Annotated in this window: 13 protein-coding genes; 7 read left to right on the forward strand and 6 right to left on the reverse strand. The window is 38.0% G+C overall.

The features are described from left to right. Positions 1-125 precede the first annotated feature (125 nt). The 3 genes from menB to AAOP42_RS11925 all read left to right on the forward strand — a co-directional run bounded on the left by menB (position 126) and on the right by AAOP42_RS11925 (position 2047). Complete coding sequence (gene menB / locus AAOP42_RS11915; protein WP_349528742.1) at positions 126-944, forward strand: 1,4-dihydroxy-2-naphthoyl-CoA synthase; 819 nt, start codon at positions 126-128, stop codon at positions 942-944. Positions 945-1032: 88 nt separating this feature from the next. Further along, positions 1033-1632: a DUF4136 domain-containing protein gene (locus AAOP42_RS11920; RefSeq protein ID WP_349528743.1), complete on the forward strand. Its 600-nt coding sequence runs from the start codon at positions 1033-1035 to the stop codon at positions 1630-1632. A gap of 148 nt (positions 1633-1780) precedes the next feature. Continuing rightward, on the forward strand, positions 1781-2047 hold the full coding sequence (locus AAOP42_RS11925) for a hypothetical protein (protein WP_349528745.1): 267 nt from the start codon (positions 1781-1783) through the stop codon (positions 2045-2047). Between the two features lie 68 nt (positions 2048-2115). Here AAOP42_RS11925 and AAOP42_RS11930 read toward each other — a convergent pair whose 3' ends face one another. Next, a complete protein-coding gene (locus tag AAOP42_RS11930) occupies positions 2116-2829 on the reverse strand; it encodes an SGNH/GDSL hydrolase family protein (RefSeq protein ID WP_349528746.1) in 714 nt (237 codons plus the stop codon). 232 nt (positions 2830-3061) lie between these two features. Between AAOP42_RS11930 and AAOP42_RS11935 the strand changes: the two genes are divergently transcribed. The 3 genes from AAOP42_RS11935 to AAOP42_RS11945 are packed head-to-tail and all read left to right on the forward strand — an operon-like array spanning position 3062 to position 4496. Then, a complete protein-coding gene (locus tag AAOP42_RS11935) occupies positions 3062-3595 on the forward strand; it encodes an RNA polymerase sigma factor (RefSeq protein WP_349528747.1) in 534 nt (177 codons plus the stop codon). Further along, a complete protein-coding gene (locus AAOP42_RS11940; RefSeq protein ID WP_349528748.1) occupies positions 3576-3845 on the forward strand; it encodes a hypothetical protein in 270 nt (89 codons plus the stop codon). The genes AAOP42_RS11935 and AAOP42_RS11940 overlap by 20 nt, the downstream gene beginning before the upstream one ends. A 6-nt stretch (positions 3846-3851) precedes the next feature. Continuing rightward, positions 3852-4496 carry a ClpP family protease gene (locus tag AAOP42_RS11945; protein ID WP_349528749.1) on the forward strand — a complete coding sequence of 215 codons (645 nt, stop codon included), beginning with the start codon at positions 3852-3854 and terminating at the stop codon, positions 4494-4496. Positions 4497-4513: 17 nt separating this feature from the next. Here AAOP42_RS11945 and AAOP42_RS11950 read toward each other — a convergent pair whose 3' ends face one another. From AAOP42_RS11950 to AAOP42_RS11970, 5 genes are all read right to left on the reverse strand, one after another. Then, entirely contained in the window at positions 4514-5698 is a 1185-nt protein-coding gene (locus AAOP42_RS11950) for a C40 family peptidase (protein ID WP_349528750.1), read from the reverse strand. Positions 5699-6037: 339 nt separating this feature from the next. Continuing rightward, entirely contained in the window at positions 6038-7399 is a 1362-nt protein-coding gene (locus AAOP42_RS11955) for a purple acid phosphatase family protein (RefSeq protein WP_349528751.1), read from the reverse strand. Positions 7400-7412: 13 nt separating this feature from the next. Beyond that, on the reverse strand, positions 7413-8240 hold the full coding sequence (locus tag AAOP42_RS11960) for a glycerophosphodiester phosphodiesterase family protein (protein ID WP_349528752.1): 828 nt from the start codon (positions 8238-8240) through the stop codon (positions 7413-7415). A gap of 26 nt (positions 8241-8266) precedes the next feature. Next, on the reverse strand, positions 8267-9820 hold the full coding sequence (locus AAOP42_RS11965) for a hypothetical protein (RefSeq protein ID WP_349528753.1): 1554 nt from the start codon (positions 9818-9820) through the stop codon (positions 8267-8269). A 4-nt stretch (positions 9821-9824) separates the two neighbouring features. After that, positions 9825-11222 (reverse strand): purple acid phosphatase family protein, encoded by a 1398-nt coding sequence (locus tag AAOP42_RS11970; RefSeq protein ID WP_349528754.1) that lies wholly within the window; start codon positions 11220-11222, stop codon positions 9825-9827. A gap of 289 nt (positions 11223-11511) precedes the next feature. Here AAOP42_RS11970 and hisS point away from each other — a divergent pair, with 289 nt between their 5' ends. Further along, positions 11512-12918 carry a histidine--tRNA ligase gene (gene hisS, locus AAOP42_RS11975; RefSeq protein WP_349528755.1) on the forward strand — a complete coding sequence of 469 codons (1407 nt, stop codon included), beginning with the start codon at positions 11512-11514 and terminating at the stop codon, positions 12916-12918. The last annotated feature ends 16 nt before the right edge of the window (positions 12919-12934 follow it).

The raw sequence follows: 12934 nt of genomic DNA on the forward strand, positions 1-12934 counted from the left end.
CAGTGAGATTGGTTACTCAGATTCATATTTTTTTATAGACATTTCAATTTTAAATTCTGTCATTTCATACATCAATGTAGCATATTTGCTTTATAAGAAATGTTACAAACAAATTAGAGCGCATCATGACATTCAACTGGAGTACAATAAAAGAGTATAAGGATATAAAATTTGATTTCTTTGAAGGAATAGCCAAAATAACGATCAACAGACCTGAAGTATATAATGCTTTCAGGCCGGAGACCAACATTGAAATGCTTGAAGCCATGGATATCTGTCGTGAAAGAAGTGATATCAATGTGGTGGTGCTTACCGGAATCGGTGACAAGGCATTTTGCTCCGGTGGAGATCAAAATGTAAAAGGAATAGGTGGTTACATCGGAGAAGACGGTGTACCCCGCTTGAATGTATTGGATTTGCACAAAAAAATCCGATCTCTGCCTAAGCCCGTGATCGCTATGGTAAACGGATACGCTATTGGAGGTGGACATGTACTTCATGTGGTTTGTGATCTCACCATAGCTTCAGAAAATGCCCGTTTTGGACAAACAGGCCCAAAAGTAGGTAGTTTTGATGGCGGTTTTGGGTCTTCGTATCTTGCCCGCCATGTTGGCCAGAAGAAAGCCAGAGAAATTTGGTTTTTATGTGAACAATATACCGCAGAAGAAGCAGAAAAAATGGGAATGGTAAACAAAGTAGTGCCATTGGAAGAACTGGAAGCTACAACAGTACAGTGGTGCAGAACTATAATGAAAAGAAGCCCGATGGCATTGCGCATGATCAAAAGAGGGCTCAATGCAGAATTAGACGGCCAACATGGACTTATGGAATTTGCCGGGGATGCTACACTCATGTTTTACCTGATGGAAGAGGCACAAGAAGGTAAAAATGCATTTTTAGAAAAAAGAGATCCTGATTTTAAGAAATTTCCTAAGTTTCCTTAATAGGAATTATAATTACAAGTGTTAGTCAATCAAAGAAGAATTTTAAACATAGTAAAGATTTCTCCTTTGAATACTTAACTATTGATAAATGATCAGTACAAGTAATAACTTTTCATCGCTACTTACCATCGCTATTGTGACTCTGGCATTATGCTCATGCGCCTCATCCAAAGTCATTCAGTATCTGGATGAAGGGTCTGATTTCAAAGAATACCATACTTTTAAAATCATTAATTTTAAAACAGACAATAAAGAATATTCAAATGAAGGAAATGCCTTTGTTGATAGCGTAGAAACCTATATAGCCAATGAGATGCAAGCCAAAGGCTATGTACCTGATAATAAATCAGACCTACTGGTTCGCTATGAGTTGATTTCAGGTGTAGAATCAGAAGTAAACTACAACAATTCCAACTATTACCGTAATCCCGGCCGTGGCTATTACAGCCCCTTTTATGATCCTTACTTCTATGGACCAAGTAGCTCAAGACATATTGAAGGAATACTATTGCTGGAAATCAAAGAACGAAAAACAAGAAAGCTGGTATGGCAAGGAAGCCTGGACTTGAAATATTCAAAGAAAAGCAGCGACAACAATCTTGAATTGTTGAAAAATACTTTGCTGAAAATATTCAAAACTTACCCTTATGAAGCTGGAAGTGATAAACCTGTGATACAAAAAGACTGACTTCATTTTGGCGAAAAGTCATTTTTAGAGAAAAAAACTAAGAATAGTTATATTTTATTTTGACAGACTACAATAAAACTCTTACAGACAAAATTTGTCTAATTTAATTTTCAGGTGTATCTTCAAGTGTTCAGCAAATAAGAAAACTATGAAAATTGAAGTAATAGACTTTGTACCTGAAAAAACCAAAGGCTCTTTTTTTAAATCAGGGGAAGTTCAAAAATTCGAAACCATACTGGAAGAAGTAAATGATTGGATAGAAAAAAACAGTAATGTGGATATTATGAACATTGAAACTGTTGTTCTACCAAATATCCACGAAGAAGAAGGCAGCTTTGATACAGAGCTGTTTACAGGTGGTGAAACCCACTCACAATGGTATCAACTCATTAGAGTATGGTATCGTATGAAATAGATAACATATATACACTAAAGTCATACTTTTTTGCATTAGCAACGTGGCAGTTGTAGCAAAAAAGTATTCTACTCAAAATATTTGAAAATCTCTTCTGCTATCAAAAGGTGCCCTTTTCTATTTGGATGATTTACTTGCGACATAAATATGGATATGCTATCACCGACAATTACTTTGGCTTTAAATAAACTATAGCTGTCCACTAAGCCTAGTCCATAATCTTTTGCCAGTTGCTCTATTTGTTGGGCATGTTGTTCCAGTTCATTATCAGGTTCTAAGATGTTTACTCTTTGATCGGGTGATGGCGTTAATAAAATAACTTTTATTTTCTTTTCCAACGCTCTTTTTATCATTTTACTCCAATATTCTTTCGATTTTTTCAATCCTATCCCTCTGTCGTTCAACGCATAATCTATGAACAAAACATCAGGCCTATGTGTCAAAACCTCATTTTCAAAACGTTTTTCCCCACTCTGTGAATTTTCCCCTCCAATAGATGTGTTGATCACATTAATCACTGCAAAAGGATATTTGGTTTTAAGTTTTTCCAACAGCAAATAAGGGTATGCCGACAGAGTATTTACCACAGGAGTTTTGAAATACCCGGCTGGCACGGAATGTCCATGAAACACCAGGTTGACAGTACGGTTTTCAGGCCATTCTTTATTCAATTCTTTTTTAATATCTGTCAGATAAAACTGTGGGTCAGCTATCTCATTTTGAGCTTTTAAATCAAAATAGAATAAAGTGATGTAAAGGAGAAGCAGCCAAAGGTTTTTCATAGAATCATATATTGAATAATACCTAAAATCAGAAGACACAGCTTCCAACCATATAAAAACAAGTTTTGAATTTAAATACCTTTGTGAACTTTTCAAAAGTCTCTTCTGGTTGGTAATTTTTTAAAAAAACAAGTTGATGACTTCCACAGATCATTTTTAAAAAAAAGTTAATTTCCCAGGTGATATAAATGCCAAAATTTGAACTTATATACAAACAGCAATATATATGTTAATGATCAAAACACCTATAGCAGAAAATGAAACCAAACAGGAACAGTTTACTCAGTTGTATCTGAATGTATTTCCTTTGGTTGCCAAATACATCAGTAACGCCGGAGGCAATCTTGATGAAACCCGAGATGTGTTTCAAGAGGCATTATTGGTTTATTATGAAAAAATGGTACTCTTAAATTTCGAGCCACATACCAACCCAAAAGCTTACATTCTGGGAATATCCAAAAATATTTGGCTAAAGAAAAAAGGACAGGAGATCAATACTGAACCAATTGAAAATTTGGAATTAAGTGAAAATCAGAATATAGAACCTGCTTCGGAAAAGATCCTATTGTACCTGCAACAATCCGGCAAAAAGTGTATGGATATGCTTCAGTCTTTTTATTATGAAAAAATGTCAATGGCTAATTTATCCAATCATTTCGGCTTTCGAAATGAAAGGTCTGCTACCGTTCAAAAATACAAATGCCTTGAAAAGGTCAGGGATGTAATAAGAAAAAAATCGCTTAATTATGAGGACTTCCTTAATTGAAACTGCCCAAATAGATCAGCTGGTACAAAAACAAGGCGATCCGGGAGAACGCCTGCTTATGGAAGCCAGAATACAGGTAAATGATGAGCTGTCAGAGAAAGTTAATTTTCAAGTAATGGCTTATAATATCATTCATGAATATGGTAGAAGAAAACTCCGAAAAGAAATTGCTCAAATCGACAAACAACTATTTACAAGTCGAAAACACCTGGACTTTAGAAACAAAATCTTGTCTTATTTTATAAAATGATTGCTAATGATTGCTCAATCTAATGTGATTCCCATGGTCATTGACCAAAGTGAAAGAGGAGAACGATCTTACGATATCTACAGCCTGTTGCTAAAAGAGCGTATTGTTTTTTTAGGAACATCAATTAACGATCAGGTAGCCAATTTGATAGTAGCTCAATTACTTTATCTCAATAGCCAGGATCCGAAAAAACAAATAGACATGTACATACAGTCTCCGGGAGGAAGTGTCTATGCCGGACTGGCCATTTATGATGCCATGCAAATGATTTCCGCACCCGTATCTACTGTGGCTGTCGGCTTTTCTGGAAGCATGGCAACAGCCTTGCTTACATGTGGAGAAAAAGGTAAGCGATTTGCTTTGCCACAAGCTACCATCCACATGCACCCAACTGGTGGTGGAAGCAAAGGATATACCGAAGATGTCCGTATTGCCACCAGAGAACAAGAGCGCTTGCAAACTCAACTCTTCCACATTATGGGGCAGAATTCCGGGCATTCATGGAAAGAAATAGAGGATTTTTTCTTAAGGGATAAATTCCTAAATGCGCTAGAAGCAAAAGAATATGGGTTAATTGATGAAGTATTAGGCGATGTATCAAACCTCATCAGCATACAAAACAAAGAACCCGAAGTGAGGGTGAATGTTTAACTGACCAAAGAAACAAGTTATAACACAACCTTCTCCTTCAAATCCACTATACCTTTGGTAAGGTTATTGAAATATCTTTTGCTGCCGAGGTAGCGGTTGACATTCATAGAATCGTAAAGCGGTGAGTTTGGATTCACTGAGCTTATTCTTACATTTTTGGAGGCGTGGATAAACTCACCATCTCCCATCCAAATAGCCACATGAGTAGTTTTCTGTTTGGTGGAATCAGTAGCCGGCCTACCAAAAAACAACAAATCCCCAACTTCCAGTCCTTCAAATTTCAAGTCTGTATCTACAGCAAGTCCTTCGTTTACCTGCTGAGAAGCATCTCTGGGAATAATCAGGCCATTCATGAAATAGACTGTTTTGGTGAAGCCGGAACAATCTACGGCTTTGGATGATGTTCCTCCCCACAAGTACGGCAGGCCTTTCATGCTCAGGGCATTTGATCGGATTAAGGCTGCTCTCCTTTCCAGGTTAGTTAGCCATTCAGTATATTTTTCAGACTTTGATTTTTCAATAAATCCCAGCCGGCCATCAGGGTATTGCACTTCATAAAAATCACCCACATCTTCCGAGAATTTGAGCATGCAACCCATGACAATATCTCCCACAATAGCTGTTGATATTTCAGGGTACTGGTACACGTTTCCTGTTGTAGCCAGAAAAATCACCTTTTCAGACAAATCCCATACATCAAAGCTGTTTTCATTCATGGAAACAAATCCTCCGTGATCTATCCATGAAATGTATTTGTCCGGGGTTTGTACCAAATACCACTCTCCTTCTTTTTTCAAGATCCGAATTCCAGTACCCAAAGTTGCCTGAGTTGCCAGTTCAGCAGAGTGCTTTGGCAAAGAGCGAATATTAGCCACAGAATTATTAATCACTCCAAAAGTCTCCCCTTTCAAATCAGCATCAGGCAATAGATTCACTTCATCTTTTACTTCCAATCCTTCTTTTTGCAACCTTGTCTTCAGATCACTGATAGCTGCTTTTTGATCAGTGTCACCTGTAAGCACAACATTATTTCCATCCAAAGTGGCTTTTACATCAAAAATAGCCACCCGTTTATCCGGGGCATATTCGGTCTTTATCTCACTCAAGATTTGGTCTATCGCATTGTACTTTTCAAGTCCATTATTCAGACAACCTGAAAGCATTAATACCGATAAAAGAGTGATTGAAATGACCGTCCTCATAATTGTGAATTTTTCTGTTGCGTTAAATTTAACCAACTCAAATAAATTTCAAGACAAAACAGCAAGCAATCGTTTCAGAATGAAATTCATTTCACAGAAATACCACACATAAACCCGGGCAAACTCATTTATAAACAAACCACCATACCGTAAGTTGAAATAGCAGTCAGACAAACCAAATTGCCCCTGTCCTCCCGACGAAGGAGGGATCTTTTTTGCTTATTCGAGTCAGTAAGATAGATTTCTCCTTCGTCGAAATGACAAAAAGAACTTGCCTAAAGAATGGCCGTCAATGGGTAGGTGTAGTTTTTTGACGGGTTTACTCTACATTTATGCCAACTAGTTCATTCTTTTTTTGCGCTGCAAATACCTTTGTTTATCCGCTTCATAGGAATCTACCAATTCCTTGTCGTAGCGGTCTTTGAAGTTGAGGGTGGGAATCAAAGACTCAGGCATCAGGTCTTTTTTTACAGAAAAGGTCAGTTTTTTATTTTCACCTTTGGTAATGGTAAAGTCATCATATACCTCTCCAAGAACAGTTTTCGCCACATAATGGACTGTATTTGGGCTAACGTGTATTTCCTGATACAGTTGAAGCGAAGTACCAATACGCTCTTCCCATTCGCCAAATTGAACCGCATTTTGATACGGTCCGGCCACAGAAACCACATACACAGGATAATCTGCTCCCATTCTGCCACGTGCATACACATGTTCATGACCTGTTAGAATTATCGGGACTTGATAGCGTTCGTACAATTCTTTGAATTCAGGAAACCGCACTCCGGGCTTTCGGTTTCTGGCTGATGATTCCATCCCATAATGATGAGTGATAAACACCCAGTCACCTTCAAATTCTTTCAAACGCTCTTCTGTCCAGTCATAAATTTCTTTTCTATCCTCTGGAAATTTATATCGGCACAGGTTAAGTGAAATCACCCTTATGTTGTTGTAGTCCACATAAAAGGTTTCTTCTTTATGCCCTTCCGGCCCATTGTTGGGAAATGCAAAATTCAAAAACCACAATGGAGAAATATTATCTCCACTTTTGGCAATTAAGTGTTCATGGTTTCCGGGAGTAGCTACTGTTGGTATGTTTTCAAAAGCCCAACCTCCGGATGGAAAAAATTCGTTCCAGTTTTCCCTATTCAATCCTCCACGATGTACCATATCTCCTCCAAAGAGCATAAACTTAGCATCAGGGTTGGCAAGTACGGCTTGCCTGATAGTCCTACTTCCCAATGAATAAATATCTCGTTGAACATCTCCGAAGTAAAGAAATTTAAAGGGTTCGTTTTTGCCTGTTGCAGTACGGAATTCGGACCAGGCTGACCAATAGGTACCATCTCCTACCCGATAAGAATACATTGTATTGGATTCCAGTCCCTCCATGTTGGCAGAGTGGTAATTCCAAAGCCCATCGTCAGAAGTCAATGTGTCAGATTTTGCATGGATTCTGATTATATCGTCTTGAAAAAAAGGAGATGCAGTCGCTTTTACATATTCCAAATAGCCTTTGATCACTCCTTCTGAAGTACGCCAGGTCACCGCCTGACTGCTTTCGGGTGCACCTATCCAGGACAGTTTTACGTGATGAGGTTGTTGATAATTGGTTGCACCATCTGTACTTACCGGAATGGAAGGCTTGCAAGATGCAAGTAAGACTACTGCAACTACTAGTTGTAATATAGATTTGATCATTATAGTTTTATAATTATTTGTGTTTTTCAATACTCCTGAGGTATTTCAACAAGATCTCAGGGTAGTCTGTTAGAATAACGTTGACTTTCTTTTGTACCAACTCAGAATAAACATCCATTGACTGCCTAGCCAAAGGATCTGTTTTTTTGATTGAATTGACATTAAGCACTTTATTGTATGGCTTAAGTTCACTGATATAGACCACCTCTCTTTCCTCTTGGTTATCACCCAAGTGAATTACATTGGGCGTAAATTTTTTAAGGTCATTTTTGAATTCAGGAGTGTGATATACTTTTTTCATAATAAATGCATCAGGCATCAACTTTCTGATTTTCCTGACACTGCCATAGTCTTTGACATAAAAAATGACACGGTCAGACGCCTTCATTTCCATCACTTTTTCCAAAATAACATCCAACTCCTTTAGTGAATTTTTCAAGTCAAGGTAGAAAAATGCATCGCCAGTTTCCAACTTCAAAACATCTTCCAACGTAGGGATTTTAAATTCTTGAGCATGCACCAAAGTATCAACCAATCTGAATGATTGGAGTTCAGCAAAAGTGAATTTATTTAATGAACCACTGCCATTTGTGGTTCGATCTATGTCGTCATCATGCATGAGTACGGCAATTTCATCTTTGGTCACCCGCACATCTATTTCCACTATATCAGCACCAATGTCAAGGGCTCTTTGAATACCAGCAATTGAGTTTTCAGGAAAAGAAGACTGGACTCCCCTATGAGCAGCTACTAAAACCACATCATTTGTTGGTGCTAACAGCATTGAACGAACAGTAATTGGTTTTTCTTGAGAAAAAGCTGCTATTGATAACAAAAACATCAAGCAAACAGTTGATACAAAAAGTCTCACTTAGTGGGTAGTTGTTCCATTAAACCTTTGAGCTCTGAATGAAGTATGGGAGCAGTTTCAGGTCCAAGGGAGTTGGTTTCTCCATAAGTTTCTCTTTCGTCAAGGTATAAATAGGGTGGTTCGTCATCCCAGTGGCTTTTTGGTATAATATAGCCTATCATGTCATTGGCCAATCCGAAAACGAACTTGTACTCTCCCGGCATCAAATCTCGCAACGGTGGAATTTCTACAGGATCGATATCATAGTCTCCTCCCGGGGGATGCTCTATTCCACCATTTACTATTTCCGGGTAAATTTCACCCGGAACGAAAATAAAACTGGCAGGTCCCATTTTCCAAACGGCTACTTCAGACCTGGAACTAAACCAGGAAGAATAGCCTTTATCCAACACACCAAGAAGAGAAGCCAATTTAAACTTGTTGTTGGCTACCGGTAAATAGAGTGTTTTTGATATGATATTATGCGAAGTTGACGTATAAGATTGCAAAGTAGAATCTTTCAAAAGATTCAGAGCCAACAGTGCCACGTGATCTCCCTGGGCTTTTGCTTTTTCAAAAGTAGCTTCCTTATATGCTGTATCCGTTTGAATATCAGGAATAGGAAATCTTGGTGAAGTATGCATCAAACCACCTATAGCTCCATTGATATAAAGTGCTACTCCACCGATTCCCTCAGCAAATGTAGAATCGTTCTGGCTCACCCCCTCTTCCACTCCCTGTCTGATATAATGCGGAAAATCAGAAGTGATCTGAATGTTTTTGCTCCACAGTGTCTCAGGATGATTTGCCCATGAAACTATGGTTCCCAATGTTTTATTGGTAGCCTGAGAAACAACCCTCATCAACCTCAACCCGGGATCAAAAATATGAGGTTTTCTGGAGTCATCCACTAAATATTTAAGTCGGTCGGAAGTGTCCTGAGCAAATATAATACTGGCAGGTTCAGCTTTCTCATCTGCTTCAATGAGAGCCAAAGCCGTCTGATCTATAATGTGGTTGACATATTCATCATCAATGCCTGATTTGAAAATACCTGCCCCCCAAATACCTATTACATCGGGAGACTCATGATCATGAGTACTCATTACCCCTATGTAGTCAAAATCCGTACTTTCCTGCACTTTCTCCCTGATCTTAGCAATCTGGTCATTCCCAAAACCTATAGCGTCAATAACCGCAATCCCAATCTTTACTTTGTCATTTTTCAATACCATTACTCTGCTCCACAAACTATCATGAAAACCCTGAGCAGGTCTGTTTTGGTGAAAACCAGCCAGATAGACTGCATCAAATTCACCATTATTGTTCTTGTCAATATAAGTATCTCCATTATCCGGTTTATATCTCGCATCCCCATCTGCATCTACCCAGGTATCTATCAGTATCGGATTAATCGTTTTTTTTGAAAAACCCGCAACTATGGGTAACTCAGGAGATGTAATCGTTTTGGTGTAATCATAACCTGATTTCCGGTCTCTTACATTATAAATTCCAATACCTATCAATACAATGAATACACCTAATAGCAAATAAAGAAAGTATCGTAGCATAGTCTTATTTTTTCACAAAGTCTGATTTAAATCGTTGAGCCGTTTTTGGTATTTTATTAACCAATTTCTTTTTCCCATTAGATTTCACCAAATCAAATGCATCGTATAACGTACCTATTGGAGTAAATGCCTGATAGGTTAGCACATCGTCTTTGATGGTGATAATCTGGAATAGCTGAGTATATTCCCCTCTCCGTTCCATCCATTCTGCATCCATTGAGTCGTACATTTTTGGGCCACTTACAGATACTGCATAAATAGTTCCGGCATCCGAAACAGAGGTTGCTCCTGTGGGATCATTACTCACCTGCCCTCTGGCATAAGTATGATCGTGCCCTGTTAAAACAATGTCCACTTTGTATTTATCAATCAAAGGCTTCAACCCTTCACGCACATTCTTATTGTCTCTGTTTTCTTTTGTTGAAAAAATAGGGTAATGCAACGTGATGGCTGTCCATTTTTTATCATTGTTAGCTAAAATAGAATCTAGCCATACCGTCTGAGCTTTCCTGGAATGTGGCTTATCGTCATAAGAAAGTGCATCAATTGAAATCACCTTCAAGTCTTGGTAATCCACCACAAAACACGTTTCAAGTAGCTCTTCCAATGGCCCATTTTGAGGAAGTGTAAATTGGGGTCGCCAAAGAGGGGTCAATACCTCGTCTCTATATTCATGATTACCTGGAGTCATAATACTGGGAACAGTAGCATGGATAAAGTCTCCGGCATAAAACCATTCTCCCCACTCCAAATTTGACTGTCGGCTGTTGATCAAATCCCCTGCATGCAGCATAAAATCAACCTGAGGAAATTGCTTATAAGAATTTCGAATTACCCTGCTCCACATTGATTTCACCTGGTTTTGAGCATCTCCAAAGTAGATAAAGCTAAATTCCTCACCTTTTTTATCCGAAGCAGTAGTGAACTGAAACCATTCGCTCCACAACTCTTGCTTGTCCGTAGCACCCACCCTGTAAACATAGGTCTTACCGGGCTCCAAACCATCAATCACTGCTGAATGATAACTTGCTTTTACCAATGGCTCATTTTCATGCTGGTTTTCGAACACTTCGGTTTCGGCCTTTACCTTTTTTATAATATTAAATAAGAATTCCGGTCCATCGGTATCCAATGCTACTTCTACAAAGCCTTCTGTTATTTGCTGATCTGTTCTCCAATTTATACCTATACTGGTAGAAGGTGTTGCTGTTAGATTGGCAATAATTCTATCTGGTACTTTGCTGGGCAATATCAATTTATGACTTAATACACTGTCGTGCTGTGGATAATGTGAGTGGTGGTGATCACCATCATGACTGTGACCATGTTCTTCAGTTTTGACAGGATTACATGCTACTGCGCATACGAGAAGGAAACTAAACCAAATAAGTGATTTATTCATAGCTATGGGTATTTTTTGTTTGTATATCGGTGACTAAAATAAGAGCCTTTGTTGCTCAATTTGAAAATAAAAACTAAGCTATGGTAATTTACTACTATTTGCACTTAGAATATTGGCTATTGTTTATGGTAAATTGCAGTAAATTGACAGTAGTGAATTTTCCTTTACCTTATCATGACTTAAACATGAATTTGAAACAAAGAATCAACATTGGCTTAACACAAGTTCCTGATCCGATAGAAAAGTAGTAACCTGATTCCGTAACATATTCAGCCAAAGATTCTTAGTTTTGCCGAAAACAGAATTGATAAAAGTGCAGAAACCAAGTATTCCTAAAGGCAGCAGAGATTTTGGTCCGGATCAAATGATCAGGAGAAATTATATTTTAGACAATATAAAAAAAGTATTTCAAAAGTATGGATTCGCTCCAATTGAAACACCTACGATGGAAAATCTTTCCGTATTGACCGGAAAATACGGTGATGAAGGCGATCAGTTGCTTTTCAAGGTGCTTAATTCCGGTGACTTCCTCTCAAAAACAAAACAGGAAGATATAGACCAGGGAAGTAAACACTTGACAAATAAAATTTCTGAAAAGGGATTGAGATATGACCTTACAGTTCCTTTTGCAAGGTTTGTGGTTATGCATCAAAACGACATCACCTTCCCTTTCAAAAGATACCAAATCCAGCCTGTATGGAGAGCAGACCGTCCCCAAAAAGGCAGGTATAGGGAATTTTATCAGTGCGATGTAGATACCATTGGAACAGATTCATTGCTCAGTGAAGCTGAAATTATTCTGATTATCAATGATGTTTTCAAAGCCCTCAAACTCAATGATTACTCTATCAAAATCAATAACAGAAAGATTTTGACAGGAATAGTAGAAATCATTGGTGCTCATGGTAAAGAAGCTGAATTTTGCGTAGCTATTGATAAACTGGATAAAATTGGTAAAGAAAAGGTATTAGAAGAATTGATCGCCAAAGGCTTTCAGGAAGAAAAAACAGGATTGCTTGATCCGATTTTTACGTTAACCGGAAACAATGATGAAAAAATAGAATTTCTTTCAAAATTTCTGCAAGATTCTGAGATCGGTATAAAAGGAATTAATGAGCTTAAAGAGATTCTCAATTATACCCAACAATACCGTGCTGCTACTCACAATGTTGAAATAGATATTACTCTTGCAAGGGGACTTTCCTATTATACTGGAGCCATTATAGAAGTAAAACCGACAAGCGTACAAATGGGAAGCATCTGTGGCGGTGGAAGATACGACAATCTGACAGGGGTATTTGGTTTATCAGGTGTTTCCGGTGTAGGTATATCATTTGGAGTGGACAGAATTTATGATGTGATGACAGAACTGGAATTGTTTCCTGATGCAGCATCATCTACAGTTCAAGTATTGGTAGCAAACTTTGGCAATGAAACACTTTCTGCGTCGTTAAAGATTTTGGACACTCTGCGCCACAAAGGAATAAATGCAGAAGTTTATCCTGACAATGCAAAAATGAAAAAACAGTTTAACTACGCAGATAAAAAAGGAATAAAGTATGTTTTGGTTATTGGTGAGGAAGAACTTAAACAAAATCAATATGCTTTGAAAAATATGACAACAGGAGATCAGGAAAAATATACCTCAGAAGAGCTGGTACAATACCTGCTATCAGAAACTAACATCACTATTTGAGAACTGTACATTGATA

Origin of the sequence: Reichenbachiella sp. MALMAid0571 (assembly GCF_040151475.1) — a bacterium.
In the GTDB taxonomy this organism is placed as follows: domain Bacteria; phylum Bacteroidota; class Bacteroidia; order Cytophagales; family Cyclobacteriaceae; genus CAXBNB01.